Origin of the sequence: uncultured Sphingobacterium sp., from assembly GCF_964277905.1 — a bacterium.
Classification (GTDB): Bacteria; Bacteroidota; Bacteroidia; order Sphingobacteriales; family Sphingobacteriaceae; genus Sphingobacterium; species Sphingobacterium siyangense.
This window is the reverse complement of record NZ_CAXYKD010000030.1, coordinates 23,034-39,300: the sequence shown is the minus strand read 5'-3', so window position 1 is coordinate 39,300 and position 16,267 is coordinate 23,034. Positions and strand designations below refer to the sequence as shown.

Here is a 16,267-nt window from a genome sequence, read left to right as displayed (position 1 = left end):
TTAGCACAAAATCAATAGAGAGGCTAATCAATATCCCGAAACATCATGGGCTAGTTTCTCTTTGTGCACAAGCTTCCGTAGACTCTCCAAAAAAATCTCCGCATGATTCATGGTAAAACACAGCGGCGGTAATAAACGGAGCGTATAGCGTCCTGCATATCCTGTAAAAATCTTTTCAGAAAACAGAAGTTCTTTCCGCAGTTGTCGAATATCGTTTTCAAACTCTACGCCGATCATCAAACCTTGCCCCCGAACTTCACTCACGCCATGAATTTTTCTTAATTCTGTCAACAAAAATTCACCTACAGCTGCGGCATTATCAATCAATTGCTCCTTTTGAATTACATCAAGTACAGCCAGAGCCGCCGCACAGACCGCATGACTTCCGCCAAAAGTAGTCCCCAATTGTCCTATGACCGGCTTTATTTTAGGCGAAATAATTGTCGCCCCCATCGGCAGCCCATTTGCAATCCCTTTGGCCACAGTAATTAGATCGGCTTCTATCCCAGCATGCTGATGTGCAAAGAAAAGTCCCGTGCGCCCATAACCGCATTGAATTTCATCCAAAATAAGCATGGTCCCAGTTTTCGTGCAGATTGCTCTTACTTCCTGTAAGAAACTAGGACTTGCCCGATGAATTCCCCCGACACCTTGAATAGGTTCAATAATGACCGCACAATATTCTTCCGTTTCCAATTGTTTTTTCAAACTGGAGATCTCGTTGAAAGGTGTAAAGACAAATTGTTCACTGTCATTGAATGGTGCACGAATTGACGGGATATCCGTTACCGAAACCGCAGCTGAGGTTCTCCCATGAAATGCATTGGACATCGCCAATACTTTCCTCCTTCCCGTATGGAACGAAGCTAACTTCAATGCATTTTCATTCGCTTCAGCTCCTGAATTACTGTAAAAAATAGCATAGGTCGGATAGCCACAGGCATTGCCTAAGCGTTCGGCCAAATGATCCTGAAGATCGTTTGTAACTGCATTTGAATAAAATCCTATTTTGTTCATCTGTTGTATAGTTTGCTCAACAACATGCGGATGGCTATGCCCAACAGAAATAACGGCATGACCACCATAGAGATCTAGATAGGCCTGTTGCTGTTTATCATAGACAAAGCAACCAAGGGCTCGTTCGATTGCAATATCAACTTTCTCAAAAACGGGAAATGGTTTCATGAATGACTTCGATTAGTAAAACTCAAAAATCAACTTAAATCTCCTTTCATTCCTAGTCCAAGATGGTTATTTATTCCTAGTCCAGCCGTCACAGACAATAAACAAAATAACTCATCTTAAATAGAATAGCTTAGCACTGCTCATGCGCCATCTATCGAATGTATTTTAATCCTGCAGAACAATTGTATATTTGAACAATTACCCGATACAACAGGCTCATGCTTAGACCTTGGAATTTAACGATAGATATTGACAGATCCTCTTCAAAAGCGATTTACATCCAAATAGCGGATAACATTGCTACTGATATTCAATCTGGTAGATTGCCGAAGGGAACGGCCTTACCGAGTAGCAGATCTCTTGCAGCCCAACTAAAATTAAACCGAAACACGGTAATCGATGCCATACAGTTGTTGTTGAGCGAAGGCTGGCTGGTTAGTCAAGCACGTAGAGGTATATTTGTAGCGGCCCAATTACCTTATGGCTCGAACCTATATGTTGCACAAAAGATCGAATTATCTGATCATCAGCCCCCCACACGCATTATATTCGATGACGGTAATCCAGACAGTAAAATTGCCCCGGTAGAACAGCTCGGACGGGCCTATCGCCAAATTTTTAAACGCAGCGCACGTTGGAAAATGATGGGATATGCCGATCCCCGAGGTCATCTAGATTTTCGGGAAGAAATCGCCAATATGCTCAACATCGAACGCAACATGCACATCGATAAAAATAAGCTATGCATCAGTCGTGGAAGCCAAATGGCCATGTACCTGGTCGCTCAATGCCTATTGCAGCGCGATGATTATATCTTTGTGGAGTCTCCTGGATACCATTCAGCCTGGAAGATCTTTGAAAAAGCTGGCGCGAAATTGATTCCTATTCCCGTAGATACCGATGGTCTTATCGTTGAAAAATTGCTGCCTCATTTATTGAAAAAGAGCAACATTAAGGCACTGTACCTTACCCCACATCGACAATATCCAACCACTGTCACTTTAAGCAAAGAACGGAGATCACAATTAATAGCATTATCCAACCAATATAACTTCACGATCATTGAGGATGATTACGACTACGAATTTCATTTTGAACAAGTTCCCTATTATCCGCTCGCTTCACAGCAGGAGCTGATCAATACAGTATACATTGGTACGCTGAGCAAAGTTGTCGCACCAGCACTCCGTATCGGTTATCTTGCGACGATAAACGAGCAGTTGCTCCAGCAGATTACCGAACTTCGTTACATCATCGATATTCAAGGTGACAATATTATGGAGCAAGCTGTACTGGAACTCATTCAGGATGGAACAATTCGTAGACATATCCGAAAAGCAACACAGTTGTACAAAAGGAAACGTGATTTTATGATCGCCCAATTGGACAAACATCTGCAGGATCATGTGAACTACACTTCTCCACAAGGGGGATTGGCGGTTTGGCTATCTTTTAAACATCAAATCGACTGGGCATTTTTATTCCGAAAATTAAAGGAAAGATCAGTACATATACCGCATCCCGAAAACTACAGTAGAGAAAATGTTTTTGGCGGAATAAGACTTGGCTACGGATCCTTATCAGAGGAATTGATCGAAGAAGGAATAGTCATTTTGGCTGAACTTTTGGAACAGGCAAAACTCTCCTCCTAGTGGTTTGAATCATAAAAAGTAGCTAGACTATTTTCCAATTTGGACGGACTTCTTTAAATTAAAATTTTGAAAAAACAAGTACATTCAATATTTAATTCCGCCCCATAAAGACCGATTAAAAGATTAGTATAGGCAATACGTAAAAAACAGTTAAAAATGCTGATAAACGTAATTATTTTGTCAAAAATCAACTTTTTCACTTATTAATCGCATAAATTAACCGTAGTTTTACGGCGCAAAAAACACACGAGTAATTCCTGTTAGGATAGCTATATAATAAGAGAGAGAATAGAGTACATTAATTTATGACTGAGAGAATACCCAGCAGGCCATATGCAGCAATAACTGGTATTGGCGGATATATTCCACCGAATAAAAGATCGAATACAGATTTAGAGCAGTTTTGCGATACATCCGATGAGTGGATTATCAAACGCACAGGTATTAAGGAGCGGAGAATTTTAGAAGAAAATCTTGCCACATCAGACATGGCTGTAAAAGCTATACAAGATTTGGCAACACAATATCATAAAAATCTAAACGATGTAGATGCCCTAATTGTGGCGACTTCTACACCTGATATGCCCATGCCGGCAACAGCAAATATCATTTTAGAAAAATTAGGTCTTAACAATGTTTGGGCTTTTGACGTCAATGCTGCTTGCTCTGGATTTTTATATGCTTTAGATATGGCTTCTGCTCTCGTTGAGACTGGACGTTATAAAAATGTACTCGTAGTTGGAGCTGACAACATCAGTACTTATGTCGATTTAAAAGACCGTTCAACCAATATTCTTTTTGGTGATGGCGCTGGTGTGATATGGCTTGAGCCATCTTTAGAAGGTGGAATTATGGATGCCTATCTATGTAGCAATGGAGCGGGAAAAGAATTTTTAAAAATTGAAGCTGGCGGTTCTTTGTATCCAATCGACAGCAATCTTCCTGTTAACGACAACAGATTCCTGAAACAAGATGGTAAAACTGTATTTAGACATGCTGTGCAGTCTATGAGCGATGCCTGTAATACGATTTTGCAACGCAACAACCTACAGATTGAAGATATCAATTGGTTAATCCCACATCAGGCTAATCAGCGCATCATTGATGCCGTTGGACGTAGTCTTAATATACCAGAAGACAGAGCGTTAAGTAATATTGAATACCTAGGAAATACCATTGCAGCCACGATCCCACTATGTATCTGGCAAAATATTAAAAAATTAAATACCGGTGATTTAGTCATGTTAACCGCCTTTGGTGCAGGTTTCTCTTGGGGAGCCAGCATATTTAAATGGATGATTTAAGCGATCAAAAACTTTAGTCGTCATAAATTCACACTAAAATGAAACCCCAGGAATCAATGATTTCTGGGGTTTTTCTTTATTTCCTGCCACCAAAAACAGGTTCGCCATTGCGCAAGAAGAATCGGACCTATCCTCTTTTTACAGGCAGCACTGTGAAGAAGAAAGGAATAAATACTGGGGAGTTTATAGGGAGCTTATACGGACCTTATAGGGACCTCATTCGGATAAAAGCGTCTAAAGTCCGATTTAATTCCCAATAATCAAACAATAAAATCAGTATCATTTCAGAAAATGTCCTCCACTTATCATTTGCTTTGACCGAATAAAAAAGGGGCTTTGCAACGCAAAGCCCCCTCACTCAAATAAGATCTACGCTTTTAATAATTTAATGACAGACCCACACCAAAACCCATATCACTATCATAATGCGTTCTAAACGCCATATTTTTGGTGATGACATAATTTAGTCCGGCCATATATTCAAGGTCCGAGTTGACCATAAAATCACCACGGATTCTTCTAGCGATCGGAATATCTTCTCGCATCAGCTGCAATCTGACAATACCATCGTGATACACCTCCGCCTGAAAGTTGACCAACATAGGTAAAGTATACATAAAACCTAGACTCAAAGCTTTGCGACTATCTTTTTTATTGGCCTGTCCAAAGATATTTTTCTCATGTTCATCCTCCCCCATACGGCGATAACGATAATCAAAACCTACAAATGGCATAAACCATTGCATCTTCCCAAAGTATCTACCCAGGTGGGTTTCCACCTCATAGCCATGCATATCGTTATACCCTAATCGCCATTCGGAACCGAGCTGCCAACGCGCATTCTGAAACATGGCCTGACCGTCATTTCCATTGGTCGCAAAATCATTTTGCGCCATAAAATGGGTCATATTACTTTCCATTTGCAATTCCTTGTAAGCTTTGGCTTTGTCTGGAAGATTGGGGTTTTTATAATCATCCACAGCAAACACACGATTCATCCCAGCCATCATATGATACAGGATGTGGCAATGAAAAAACCAGTCCCCTTCTTCATTTGCTAAAAATTCGATCGTATCCGTCTCCATTGGCATGATATCTACTACATTTTTCAATGGCGCTTTTGATCCTTTTCCATTCAACAGTCTAAAGTCAAAGCCATGCAGATGTATTGGATGACGCATCATCGAATTATTATAGATGGTAATGCGCAATACCTCGCCCTTTTTTACCGGTATCTTATCCGTTTCAGAGAGAATTTTATTGTCCATGCTCCATACATAACGGCTCATATTTCCCGTAAGCGTAAATTTAAGATCTCGTATCGGCGCTTCTTTAGGCAGTTCGGCCGCTTGAGGAGACTCCAGCATCGCATAGTTTAGCGTTACAATATCGCCCAATGCATTGGCATTATAACGATTGGGATCTTCTTCCATCTTCATTTGCCCATGATCCATACCGCTATGTTTACTGTGATCTTCTTTTTTCTTTCCATCACCTGTAATTTCGGGATACATCACCACATTCATATCCATCTGATTCAAGCTCATCTTCATACCCATATCATTGAGATCCCCATTCATCTTCATCATATCGTTCATCATCTTCATGCCTTCAAAATATTTAAGGCGGGGAAGTGGAGAAATCAACTGTTTAATACCATTTCCGACAAAATAACTTGCAGATTGTGTTCGATCTTCTGTTGTTGCCATAAATTCGTAAGCTGTACCTTCATTTGGAATTGTTACAACGACATCATAAGTCTCCGATACGGCAATCATCAATCGATCGACCTCCACCGGCACCACATCATTCCCATCATTGGCAACAACAGTAATTTTGCCACCTGCATAGCGCAGCCAAAAATAAGACGAAGCACCACCATTGGAAATTCGTAAACGCACTTTATCTCCTGCTTTCAAAGCTTTACCGTTCACCGATTTTAAATCCGTGGAATGAGCCCCGTTCATCAAGACCTTATCATAATACACATCACTGACATCCATTGCCAGCTGACGTTTCCATTCATTCGTAACTTTGGTTTTAAACTTCCCTTCTTTAATAGCTTCAATGTACGATTGTGTAGCACCTTTTTTTATCGCGGCCCAATCGTTGGCCGTGTGTAACATCCGCTGAATGTTATTGGGATTATAATTTGTCCATTCGCTCAATATGACCGGAATCGTGGGTAAATCATCAATTCCTTTGCGGAAAGTTTTATCATCTGCACGCTTGTTGAGAATAAGACTACCATACATACCGATCTGTTCCTGCAGGCCGGAATGCGAATGATACCAGTGTGTACCGTGCTGGATTATCGGAAAGCGATAGGTATAAGTCGAATTCGGCTTTATAGGTTCCTGCGTCAGGTGTGGCACTCCGTCTTCTTTATTCGGCAGAAAAATACCATGCCAATGTAACGACGTACTCTCCTTTACCTCATTGTGAACAACAATTTCCGCCGTATCTCCTTCAGTAAAAGTCAAGGTAGGCATCGGAATCTGTCCGTTTACAGCGATTGCCCGTTTTGATTTGCCGGCATAATTGACAATGGTATCCCGTACATAAAGGTCATGACGAACCACTTTCTGGGCCAGCACTGTCAGTTGTGTCATCAATAATAAAACAACCGTTAATATATTACTCTTTTTACGCATGTTCATTCATTTAATTGATTAGTATTCCATTTCCCATCGGTCCTACGCCGTATTGGTAGACCAGTCTAGCCCCGTGATGTCCTGTGACAAATAGTGTCACCGATAAACTTATCAACAAAATCAATATCAAATAGTTTATCCAGACACCTGTATCTTTCCGCAATCCAACAAAATGCAGGACTGTTGTGCCACTTGCTAGCCCGAGGCTATTTATAGGTTTAGATTTTTAATGTAATTTCGATAGTTTGCTTCGTTTTCAAAATAGGAGACCTCACCCTGATCGCCGGTAATTGCGATGGAAGCCGTCGCCTTATCTACTTCTTTTTTTGAAAAAGGATCGATGGCTACACGTACCGCAGCTTCTTGGGGTATGCGCTTTTTACACATTTCACAGCAGCCATAATAATCCTTACCCTCGTGTCTGACCAGCAATTGTTTTTTCCCCATAAAAGCATCATTCACCATACAAACTTGTGCTGTAGGCACAAGATCGCCTACCTTGTATTGAACGGACTGTACAGGCAAATTGATAGCAGGATCAGTCGAAACTATTTGATCTTCAGCTTGCGTATTGCTTTGTGAACCACTACAGGCCGTTAAGGACAACACAACAACCGATAGGAAAGCTAGGAAATAACTCATAACGCAGCCGATTAGTTTAACGTTTCTACTGTACTTCCACAACTGATCATTTGTGCACCAAAGAATGGGTTTTTCACGGCATTCTCCTGACTTAACCAATGCGCTCCCTTACCTTCATTAAACATGGGGCAATGCTGATAATAAATAGGTCCATCCACTTTACTCACCTTCAGAAGCTCATACAACGTATTTGAAAGAGATGCAAAAGCCACACGTTGCTTAGCCACATCTTTATTTTTAGTTATACCTGCCGCATCGGTTGCCAGCTTATTCATAACCTTCATCCATACGGTATGTTCATCATGGCTAAGTTTATTCATATCGACAGCTTTGATTGCTGCTTGAAATGCCTCTGCCTGAGCTGCGGCCGCCACTGCATCCGTCTTCACCAAAGCATCCTTTAGCGCAAAATAAGGATTTGTCAACTGCGCAAATGCGGTCTTTTCATCGGCTGATTTTGTATTCGCCGAAGGTTGAATTATCGTTTGTACGCCCTGGCTATGATTCGTATGATCGACCTGATGTTCAGTACCATTTTTTAATGCTGGTTTTAGGATTCGTTCATATTGTTCAGCTTTTGCCAATTGAATATAAGTATCATCTGGAGCCAGAAATTTTTCATTGTCGAACCCCGCCAATGCAATACGCTTAAGGACCTCATCCGCGCTTGTTTTTGAAGAGTCGTAGGTAACAACCGCTAGCTTGGTTGTCTGATTCCAGTCAACTTTAGCAAATTGTCCGTCCTTACCTTCTTTTTCAATGATCGTTTTAACAGCCGGAGTGTTTCCAAAAATCTTTACAGTCGCTGTCTTTGCATTTTTAATTTGTGCATGTGTATGTTGGGTGGATAGTAATACAGGGATTACCAAACCAAGTAATGAAATTAATCTCATGATTATGATATGTAGTATATAAAAGAATACTGATGAAAAACTCTTCTACAGCGATTTACTGTATTTGCATATTGAATCCGATAGATTCAAAGGGATTTTCATAAGTTAAATAAACGAGGTTTTGGATAGAGAAACCGATCCAAAAAGACATAGCATGGGCTATCAGTCTAACTTTAAGCGATCTGAGGAGGTTGCCAAATGGAAAAATAGGCATCTGCGCAATAAGGTTGTTTATAACGCGCATAAGCGTTTAATGCATCAGCATGCAAGGGTAAAATAAGCTGAACTTCTATAACTGAAACAATGGGATTACATTGCAGGGAGGTGCGGCACGATTTTTCGCCACAATGTTTACCACAGTCGTCCCCATGGTGATCTGATTTTGGCGATTCAGCTCTTTCATCTTTACAACAATCTTCTGTTCCGACGTCTTTTATCTGTTGTCTTTCATCAAGACAACAGGATTGTTCTTCCTGTTTTGGCTTTTCGGACGGTTCGTGGCAGGCAAATAACCTATAGGGTGCTAAAAAAAGCCCCAGCATACAGATTATAAATACGATATTGCGTTTTGCCCACATAACGAATTAAATTTGAAAAGTAGAGATGTGCTACTTTGGAGGTAAATTTCGGTAGAATTTACGAATGTACAATTGTAATATTTCTTATTTTGTTTATAATATTTTGATTTGCTGTATTTCCGATTCTCCGTCTGACCACATAAAAACTATTTTTCAAGTCTTTTGATCCAGTTAAGCATCAACAGACAGCCGGGTGCATACACTCCTCCATGATCAAAACCCTGCAGCTGGTACAACGAGGTTTTGGTATGTCCAACCTGTTTTAAGATCGCTGCTAAATGTGCGTTTTCCTCAAACCGTGCAGCCATTTCCAATTGTTGATCGCCAGTGATCAGGAGAATTGGCGGCGCATCCTTCCGTGCAAAAGAAAGTGGTGCAAACTGATCAATCTGGGGGATCACCATAGATTGCCCACGTTCCTTTTTAATTGTATAATGCGTATTTGTTTGTCCACTAATCGGAGCCAGTCCTTTTATATTATTTGCATCAACACCAAATTTTTGAAGGTAATGCTTATCCAAACCAACCATTAAAGCCAGATATCCACCTGCAGAATGCCCCGACACATAAATTTTTGAAGGATCTCCACCATAGCTGGCAATATGTGAAAATGTCCATGCAACAGCCTCAGCAGCATCTTCAATATAGCTCGGCGCTTTGGCTTTGGGGCTTAGCCGATAATTTACCGCTACAACCGCTACACCTTTCTCTTTAAGTTCAAGTGGAATAAATTTATTTCCCTCCTCTAGCCCACCTCCATGAAACCATACGATGGTAGCAAAATTTTTACGATCAGTCGGGATATAGATATCCAATTTACAACGTTCTTTCTTATAAGAATCTGGTTCATCGGGTTTACAATAGGCAACGTCGGTTGTCGTTTTATATTGCTGCGCGAAAATCAAACTTGGTGAAAACAGAAAAAAGAAGATAATAAGCAATTTGGAGGACATATAAATCGTGTTTAAGTGTTAAATAGCTTAAAGTTAACAAAACTCAATCAAAACCATTTGGTTGCACCAAAATAAGTTTCAACTTTACACTTTTTATTATATATTGATAATTATCTGACAACAGATATAACAAAACCCAAATTTTCCTGTTATTAACTTAGCAAACATCATATATTTTATGGAACAGATAAAGATTGAAACCCATATCAACGTACGCGTAGAAACGATCTGGAATGCATATAACTCAGCCGAGGATATCATGCAATGGAACCATGCTTCAGACGATTGGCACTGTACAAGTTCAATCAATGATTTACGCATTGGCGGAAAGTTCAAAAACCGCATGGAGGCAAAAGACGGATCTATGGGCTTTGATTTTGAAGGCAGCTACACCGCACTTGAACCCTTTAAAAAAATAGCCTATGTTATGCCTGATGGCCGTCATGTTGAAGTCAACTTCAATGCAAAAAAGTCTGCTACGGATATCACGATAATTTTTGATGCAGAAACGGAAAATCCAATTGATATGCAGCGTAATGGATGGCAGGCCATACTCGAAAATTTCAGATCCTACGTTGAAAACACCTATGCAACGACACAACTCGGGTAATCGTATGAATGACGAACAAACTTAGCTTGTCTTTTCATGCGATCATCTTTTAAATAAAGGATATGCTTAGGATTCTTAAAAGTATAGTTATATTTAGCCACTAATTCATCTTCCCTTCTCCATTAAAAGCGGGGAACGATACCAACAAAACGCGATAAAAAGATTACATATGACAATAATTAACAATTATGAAGAGTACAAAGCCTTTGAAGGAAAATCATTAGGCGAATCCCAATGGCATGTTATTGATCAAAAACAAATTAATCAATTTGCGGATGCAACACTAGACCACCAATGGATTCATTTAGATAGCGAAAAGGCCAAAACGGATAGTCCTTTCAAATCAACTATTGCCCACGGCTATCTGACCTTGTCCCTCATTCCTTATTTATGGAAACAAATTGCTGAAGTAAGAAATGTCAAAATGGAAATCAATTATGGGATTGAAAACCTACGTTTTGCACAACCCGTTTTGGTTGACAATGCTGTACAGCTACATACACAAGTAAAATCGGTGGTCAATTTGAGAGGGGTTGTTAAAGTTACCATTGAAGCTACATTGAAAATCAAAGACAGTGCAAAACCGGCTTACGTGGGTGATGTTATCTTTTTATATCATTTCAATTAATTCAAACATTAGACTATAGGCCATTGGCGAATTCTTATACATGCGCAATAGCTTTCAAATAAAACTCATTACAAATCATAAGGATTATCCTTATGATTTGTTGCTTTTAGCAGACGAAACCATTCATGCAATCGACAAATACCTCTATGAATCGATGGTTTATGTTGTCTATGAAACGGTAAAACCTATCGCTGTTTTCTGTTTATATCCGGTCAATACGGAAACATTAGAAATTAAAAACATCGCCGTATCACCAGAGTTTCAAGGCATGGGACTCGGAAGTCAACTGCTTGATTTTATCAAGGAGAACTACCAGCAATACCCGAACCTGATTGTGGGTACCGCAGATTGTGGTCTGGCTCAAATTCGTTTTTATGAACGAAATGGCTTTGTTAAATACGCTATCCGTAAAGATTTTTTCATCAAAAATTATGAGCTGCCTATTTATGAAAATGGTCAACTGTTGAAAGATATGATTATGCTGAAGTATACGTTAAATGCCTAAAGGCAAAAATAAATATAGACAAGTACCGGTATTGATAATCCCAACCACAGCACTACTCCTTGTAGTATAGCTTTAAAACCTACTGCCAACAAAACCTCCCTAGACAAACTTGCTCCAATTAAAAACAAAGTTAAGGTAAGCCCCATCTTTGAAATATGGACGACATAACCTCCTATATGCTGAAAAAAAGGGATATAACTTGTTAAGATAACCGCCAATACAAATAGACCAATAAAATATGGTATTTTAATTCTCGTCCCTTTGGTCTTGAATGCTACAGCACTTAAACAGGCGATCGGAATAATCCACAAAGCTCTAGTTAATTTTACGGTTGTCGCGACCTGTAGTGCTTCATTACCATACTTACTCGCTGCACCAACGACAGAACTAGTATCCTGTATAGCAACCGCACACCATAAACCAAATTGCGTCTGGCTGAGATCAAGCAAATGACCGACAACAGGAAATATAAATAAAGCAATGGCATTCAGTACAAATATGGTCCCTAGCGCCACACTTACTTGCTTCTCATTGGCTTTTATCGTCGGTGAAACCGCCGCAATAGCACTTCCACCACAAATGGCAGTGCCGACAGAAATCAAATAAGCGGTTACCTTTTCCAACTTGAGTAACCTACCCAATAGATAGCCCAATGATAATGTTCCGAGAATAGAAATAACGGTTAACACAAACCCTTGCTTACCCGTTTGGATAGCCGTATCGATATTCATTCCAAAGCCAAGTCCAACGACAGAAATCTGTAACAAAATCTGTGTTGCCCTGTGGTTGACTGCCAGAAAGGGATGACCGATCCATTGTGCTACAATAATGCCCAAAAGTAAGGCAAGCGGAGCTGAAACAAATGGCGTAAGACACAATACAAATAAGAGCATAAAAATGATTTCCCGAACGGAGACCTTTCGATTGAGTAGCTGCTTATAACGAATTGTCGTATTTATTTTTTTGTCCATGACAATGATACATTGATTTGGTACAAAATTGAATAACTCTCAATTATTTTAAAAGACACTATTATAAATGAGTCATAACAATTGGTTATAACAAACAGCTACATTTTAGCCAAAATAGCTAAAGAATACGTTATAAAAATGAAATAATCCTTATTGTTAGAACATTAAAATATTACGATAAATGATTATATTTCAAATAGGTTACTAAACATATGTATTAAACTCGACTTAATAATTATATACCGATGAAACTGACAGCCATTCATCCCAAACTGCCCATGCGCAACAAAACCATCACAAAGGATTTTTATCTACATAAACTTGGATTTTCATTATGTGGACCAGTCGATTACGACGGTTACCTGATGCTAAAAAAGGACGATATTGAAATTCATTTTTTTGAATTCCAAGAACTTCCACCCGAAGAAAATTATGGTATGGTTTATATACGCACAGACGATATTGATTGTCTGTATCAATCTTTTCAAGAAAATAACGTTGAGATCCATCCCAATGGTAAACTTGAGATGAAGCCCTGGGGTCAGCGTGAGTTTTCGATTTTAGATCCCGACAGCAATCTACTAACCTTTGGCGCCGATGCTTAAACATTAAAAAGCCCACTAAAGATTGCTAAAAATAAGCGAAGATCCGTAGTGGGCTTGGTATTGTTCGTATGGGTTCTTAGCCAAAAAGGTCTGAACTCAAATAACGATCACCTCGGTCACAGGCAATAAAGACAATAAGGCCTGCTTCGATTTCATTTGCAATTTTAAGTGCTCCGGCAAAAGCTCCACCGGTACTCATTCCGGCAAAAACACCTTCGCGCTTGACAAGCTCCCGCGCAAACTCGGTTGCTTCCTGTTGGGATATATCGATGACACGATCTACCCTGCTCGGATCAAAAATCTTGGGTAGATACGCTTCGGGCCAACGCCGTATACCTGGTATCGAGGATTCCGGAGTAGGCTGGCAACCTACAATCTGAATAGCTGCATTTTTCTCCTTCAGATAGATGGAGTTTCCCATAATTGTACCTGTAGTGCCCATAGCGCTTACAAAATGTGTAATCTTTCCGTCTGTATCGCGCCAGATCTCAGGTCCTGTTGTCTTGATATGTGCTTCGTAATTATCCGGATTTGCAAATTGATTCAATATAAAATAGCCTTCTTTTTCGGCCTTTTCTTCTGCATAATCGCGGCATATTTCCATGGATTCCAATAAGGTAACTTTAGCACCATAAGCCTCCATCGTAAGTGTTCGCTCCCGTGTTGAAGAAGCCGGCATTACAAGCTCAAGGTTAAGTCCATATATACCTGCAATCATAGCTAGTGCAATTCCGGTATTTCCACTCGTTGCCTCAATCAATTTGCTATCTTTTGTAATGTCACCGCGTTCCATCGCCGAGCGGATCATATTTAATGCTGCACGATCTTTCACCGAACCAGCAGGATTATTCCCCTCCATTTTCGCAAATATTCGCACCTTGGGATTTGTATGAAATTGTGTTATCTCGACTAAGGGCGTATTTCCTATGGTATCTATGATATTCCCCATGGTATCTATATTATTGGTTTTGAATCTATAAATTTTGATGTAGCCTGATGATATACTGTGGTGTAAGGCTCTACAGAACTTGTCAACCAAACATTCCCGCCAATGACCGAATGATGGCCGATGTGTGTTTCACCGCCTAGGATTGTGGCCCCTGAATAGATAATGACATGATCACCGATTGTCGGGTGGCGTTTTACATTGGAAAACACCTTATCAACACTCAACGCGCCCAAGGTTACCCCCTGATAAAGCTTCACGTAATTACCAATGGTGCAGGTTTCACCGATAACTAATCCGGTACCATGGTCAATATGCAGATGATGGCCTATCGTTGCTCCGGGATGGATATCAATACCTGTTTTGGAATGGGCATGTTCCGTCAATATGCGCGGTATCAAAGGAACACCCAAGCGATGCAGTTCATTGGCCATTCGGAAGATACAGATGGCAAAGAAACCGGGATAAGTACGTACGACTTCTCTTTTATTCTGTGCTGCTGGATCCCCATCCATCAATGCATCCGCATCCCAGCACATCAATTCATAAAGCTGTGGAATCCGTTCAAAAAATTTGTGCGCTACTTCCGAATGATTACAACTTTGACAAGCTTTGGATTTGCTCAGGAGCTGCTCGAGCTCCAATTCAAATTGTTCAAAAGCGAGCTTCACATCATCGACCGATTTCATCTCGCTAGAATTTCGTTCGGGGAAGAGCACATCCACAATTCGGATAGCCCAGCCGCAGATCTTCTTGTTAGAAGGCATTTCTAGAACAGCCAGTTGCTGTTCATAGATATGTTGATAAAAATCATGCATCTTCACTAGTTTATTAAAACAAATATACTATACAATATTGATAGATTAAGCCTTATTATCAAAACTTAGCCCCTTTGACCATCACGTATTGTCCCGTGATCAAGGGTGCACATCTTTTAATTTACAGAACCAGACGCTCAAACAGCTCCTTCAATGTTGCTTCGGGGTCCTCACATAATCCGGGATGTGACGCCGAACATTGAATCAGGGTACTCCGCTTCGCGGTCAGCCATCGAAAGCGTTCGGTAATATCCAGCGCAGCAAGTTTGCCGGCATCTTTTTCGCCGTGGCAGATTCGTTGGAAAGATGATAGATGATTTTCGATCAATTCCAATTCAATATCCGGGCAAAGCGACCGTACCTTCTGTTCATTGACAAGATAAACCATCTTCGCAAAACGATACTTACGACAATAAAGAGCTACGCCTACATTGATAAATTCCTCTCGCTCCACCCGTGGCATCAAACGTACCACAGCATACTCATATACGGTCTTTTCTGGCATCTTCTATTTGTTTTACAAAAATGGATGAATTGGCTACACGCTGTTTCAGGAAAGAAACATACACTTCGCGCGCATCGGCTGCAGAGAGCTCACGTTCGGCATCTTCCAGCCATTCATCGGGTACCACCGCCAATATTCCGCGAAATACCGCCTCCGTAAAAACGGAACGGTATTCCTGATCTATTTTCTCCACCATACTTGCATTTTTGAGCAGTACGTGATCTTTAATCTGAACAAATGGTTTTAGGGATTGTTCTTCCCAATTATCCCAACTGTGATGAAAATATAAGGATGCACCGTGATCTATCAACCAAAGTTCTTTGTGCCATATCAGCATATTTGTATTCCGCACAGTGCGGTCTACATTCATCAAGAGTGAATCCAACCAAACAATCTTCGATGCTTCTTCCGCGCCGATAGCATCGACATTCGCGTCAAATGTGATGGCTCCACTCAGAAAATGAAGTCCAAGATTTTTGCCCACACTAAATTTGAGCAGATCCTGAATTTCTTCATCGGGTTCTGTACGGCCAAAGGATTCGTCCAACTCCGCAAATACAATTTCGGGAACTCTTAATTTGAGCAATCTTGCCAGCTCTCCACCGATCAATTCCGCAATCAATGCTTTTCGTCCCTGACCTGCCCCTCTAAATTTTATAACATAACTAAAGCCATCATCGGCATCGACTAATGCGGGTAAAGACCCCCCTTCCCGAAATGGCTGAACATATCGGATGATCTCTACTTCTCTAATAACAGGTTGTTGAAAATCCATGAATTTATATTTTTACTATCTTCAAAGTTGGCAATACACCTTG

The 16,267-nt window shown here is 40.4% G+C and carries 17 protein-coding genes; 6 read left to right on the top strand and 11 right to left on the bottom strand.

Annotation, left to right across the window (positions count from 1 at the left end; all coding sequences use genetic code 11):
* Positions 1-27 precede the first annotated feature (27 nt).
* Positions 28-1,185: an aspartate aminotransferase family protein gene (locus tag ACHWSC_RS14115; protein ID WP_394677189.1), complete on the bottom strand. Its 1,158-nt coding sequence runs from the start codon at positions 1,183-1,185 to the stop codon at positions 28-30.
* A gap of 218 nt (positions 1,186-1,403) precedes the next feature.
* On the opposite strand from ACHWSC_RS14115, the gene ACHWSC_RS14110 reads away from it, so the two are divergent.
* Together ACHWSC_RS14110 and ACHWSC_RS14105 are read left to right on the top strand one after the other, a co-directional pair.
* Positions 1,404-2,837 carry a PLP-dependent aminotransferase family protein gene (locus tag ACHWSC_RS14110; protein WP_394677188.1) on the top strand — a complete coding sequence of 478 codons (1,434 nt, stop codon included), beginning with the start codon at positions 1,404-1,406 and terminating at the stop codon, positions 2,835-2,837.
* Positions 2,838-3,142: 305 nt separating this feature from the next.
* Positions 3,143-4,141 carry a beta-ketoacyl-ACP synthase III gene (locus ACHWSC_RS14105; protein WP_394677187.1) on the top strand — a complete coding sequence of 333 codons (999 nt, stop codon included), beginning with the start codon at positions 3,143-3,145 and terminating at the stop codon, positions 4,139-4,141.
* 377 nt (positions 4,142-4,518) lie between these two features.
* Here ACHWSC_RS14105 and ACHWSC_RS14100 read toward each other — a convergent pair whose 3' ends face one another.
* The 5 genes from ACHWSC_RS14100 to ACHWSC_RS14080 all read right to left on the bottom strand — a co-directional run bounded on the left by ACHWSC_RS14100 (position 4,519) and on the right by ACHWSC_RS14080 (position 9,861).
* Complete coding sequence (locus ACHWSC_RS14100) at positions 4,519-6,795, bottom strand: multicopper oxidase family protein (protein WP_394677186.1); 2,277 nt, start codon at positions 6,793-6,795, stop codon at positions 4,519-4,521.
* A 210-nt stretch (positions 6,796-7,005) separates the two neighbouring features.
* Complete coding sequence (locus ACHWSC_RS14095) at positions 7,006-7,437, bottom strand: hypothetical protein (protein ID WP_394677185.1); 432 nt, start codon at positions 7,435-7,437, stop codon at positions 7,006-7,008.
* Positions 7,438-7,448: 11 nt separating this feature from the next.
* Entirely contained in the window at positions 7,449-8,330 is an 882-nt protein-coding gene (locus tag ACHWSC_RS14090; protein ID WP_394677184.1) for a DUF3347 domain-containing protein, read from the bottom strand.
* Positions 8,331-8,503: 173 nt separating this feature from the next.
* Positions 8,504-8,908 carry a hypothetical protein gene (locus ACHWSC_RS14085; protein ID WP_394677183.1) on the bottom strand — a complete coding sequence of 135 codons (405 nt, stop codon included), beginning with the start codon at positions 8,906-8,908 and terminating at the stop codon, positions 8,504-8,506.
* A gap of 146 nt (positions 8,909-9,054) precedes the next feature.
* Positions 9,055-9,861 carry an alpha/beta hydrolase gene (locus ACHWSC_RS14080; protein ID WP_394677182.1) on the bottom strand — a complete coding sequence of 269 codons (807 nt, stop codon included), beginning with the start codon at positions 9,859-9,861 and terminating at the stop codon, positions 9,055-9,057.
* Between the two features lie 178 nt (positions 9,862-10,039).
* On the opposite strand from ACHWSC_RS14080, the gene ACHWSC_RS14075 reads away from it, so the two are divergent.
* From ACHWSC_RS14075 to ACHWSC_RS14065, 3 genes are all read left to right on the top strand, one after another.
* Positions 10,040-10,471, top strand: coding sequence for an SRPBCC domain-containing protein (locus ACHWSC_RS14075; protein WP_075991220.1), 432 nt, complete (start codon positions 10,040-10,042; stop codon positions 10,469-10,471).
* Positions 10,472-10,640: 169 nt separating this feature from the next.
* On the top strand, positions 10,641-11,099 hold the full coding sequence (locus ACHWSC_RS14070) for a MaoC family dehydratase (RefSeq protein ID WP_046673910.1): 459 nt from the start codon (positions 10,641-10,643) through the stop codon (positions 11,097-11,099).
* A gap of 40 nt (positions 11,100-11,139) precedes the next feature.
* On the top strand, positions 11,140-11,604 hold the full coding sequence (locus ACHWSC_RS14065; RefSeq protein WP_201666096.1) for a GNAT family N-acetyltransferase: 465 nt from the start codon (positions 11,140-11,142) through the stop codon (positions 11,602-11,604).
* Here ACHWSC_RS14065 and ACHWSC_RS14060 read toward each other — a convergent pair.
* The gene (locus tag ACHWSC_RS14060; RefSeq protein ID WP_394677181.1) at positions 11,601-12,575 is read right to left on the bottom strand and encodes a YeiH family protein; all 975 of its coding nucleotides are present in this window, start codon (positions 12,573-12,575) and stop codon (positions 11,601-11,603) included. The two genes, ACHWSC_RS14065 and ACHWSC_RS14060, sit on opposite strands and share 4 nt — an antisense overlap.
* 245 nt (positions 12,576-12,820) lie before the next feature.
* On the opposite strand from ACHWSC_RS14060, the gene ACHWSC_RS14055 reads away from it, so the two are divergent.
* The gene (locus tag ACHWSC_RS14055) at positions 12,821-13,180 is read left to right on the top strand and encodes a bleomycin resistance protein (RefSeq protein ID WP_394677180.1); all 360 of its coding nucleotides are present in this window, start codon (positions 12,821-12,823) and stop codon (positions 13,178-13,180) included.
* Between the two features lie 76 nt (positions 13,181-13,256).
* Here the strand turns inward: ACHWSC_RS14055 and cysM are convergent, their stop codons facing one another.
* From cysM to ACHWSC_RS14035, 4 genes are all read right to left on the bottom strand, one after another.
* A complete protein-coding gene (gene cysM / locus ACHWSC_RS14050) occupies positions 13,257-14,129 on the bottom strand; it encodes a cysteine synthase CysM (protein ID WP_088160358.1) in 873 nt (290 codons plus the stop codon).
* Between the two features lie 5 nt (positions 14,130-14,134).
* Complete coding sequence (locus ACHWSC_RS14045; RefSeq protein WP_075991214.1) at positions 14,135-14,944, bottom strand: serine O-acetyltransferase; 810 nt, start codon at positions 14,942-14,944, stop codon at positions 14,135-14,137.
* A 121-nt stretch (positions 14,945-15,065) separates the two neighbouring features.
* On the bottom strand, positions 15,066-15,449 hold the full coding sequence (locus ACHWSC_RS14040) for a DUF3037 domain-containing protein (protein ID WP_120335286.1): 384 nt from the start codon (positions 15,447-15,449) through the stop codon (positions 15,066-15,068).
* Positions 15,427-16,224 carry a HipA family kinase gene (locus ACHWSC_RS14035; RefSeq protein WP_120335285.1) on the bottom strand — a complete coding sequence of 266 codons (798 nt, stop codon included), beginning with the start codon at positions 16,222-16,224 and terminating at the stop codon, positions 15,427-15,429. The genes ACHWSC_RS14040 and ACHWSC_RS14035 overlap by 23 nt, the downstream gene beginning before the upstream one ends.
* Positions 16,225-16,267 lie beyond the last annotated feature (43 nt).

Bases quoted from the DNA above. Each gene is read 5' to 3' on its own strand.
- ACHWSC_RS14115 (WP_394677189.1), bottom strand. From the start codon at position 1,185: ATGAAACCATTTCCCGTTTTTGAGAAAGTTGATATTGCAATCGAACGA.
- ACHWSC_RS14110 (WP_394677188.1), top strand. From the start codon at position 1,404: ATGCTTAGACCTTGGAATTTAACGATAGATATTGACAGATCCTCTTCA.
- ACHWSC_RS14105 (WP_394677187.1), top strand. From the start codon at position 3,143: ATGACTGAGAGAATACCCAGCAGGCCATATGCAGCAATAACTGGTATT.
- ACHWSC_RS14100 (WP_394677186.1), bottom strand. From the start codon at position 6,795: ATGCGTAAAAAGAGTAATATATTAACGGTTGTTTTATTATTGATGACA.
- ACHWSC_RS14095 (WP_394677185.1), bottom strand. From the start codon at position 7,437: ATGAGTTATTTCCTAGCTTTCCTATCGGTTGTTGTGTTGTCCTTAACG.
- ACHWSC_RS14090 (WP_394677184.1), bottom strand. From the start codon at position 8,330: ATGAGATTAATTTCATTACTTGGTTTGGTAATCCCTGTATTACTATCC.
- ACHWSC_RS14085 (WP_394677183.1), bottom strand. From the start codon at position 8,908: ATGTGGGCAAAACGCAATATCGTATTTATAATCTGTATGCTGGGGCTT.
- ACHWSC_RS14080 (WP_394677182.1), bottom strand. From the start codon at position 9,861: ATGTCCTCCAAATTGCTTATTATCTTCTTTTTTCTGTTTTCACCAAGT.
- ACHWSC_RS14075 (WP_075991220.1), top strand. From the start codon at position 10,040: ATGGAACAGATAAAGATTGAAACCCATATCAACGTACGCGTAGAAACG.
- ACHWSC_RS14070 (WP_046673910.1), top strand. From the start codon at position 10,641: ATGACAATAATTAACAATTATGAAGAGTACAAAGCCTTTGAAGGAAAA.
- ACHWSC_RS14065 (WP_201666096.1), top strand. From the start codon at position 11,140: ATGCGCAATAGCTTTCAAATAAAACTCATTACAAATCATAAGGATTAT.
- ACHWSC_RS14060 (WP_394677181.1), bottom strand. From the start codon at position 12,575: ATGGACAAAAAAATAAATACGACAATTCGTTATAAGCAGCTACTCAAT.
- ACHWSC_RS14055 (WP_394677180.1), top strand. From the start codon at position 12,821: ATGAAACTGACAGCCATTCATCCCAAACTGCCCATGCGCAACAAAACC.
- cysM (WP_088160358.1), bottom strand. From the start codon at position 14,129: ATGGGGAATATCATAGATACCATAGGAAATACGCCCTTAGTCGAGATA.
- ACHWSC_RS14045 (WP_075991214.1), bottom strand. From the start codon at position 14,944: ATGCATGATTTTTATCAACATATCTATGAACAGCAACTGGCTGTTCTA.
- ACHWSC_RS14040 (WP_120335286.1), bottom strand. From the start codon at position 15,449: ATGCCAGAAAAGACCGTATATGAGTATGCTGTGGTACGTTTGATGCCA.
- ACHWSC_RS14035 (WP_120335285.1), bottom strand. From the start codon at position 16,224: ATGGATTTTCAACAACCTGTTATTAGAGAAGTAGAGATCATCCGATAT.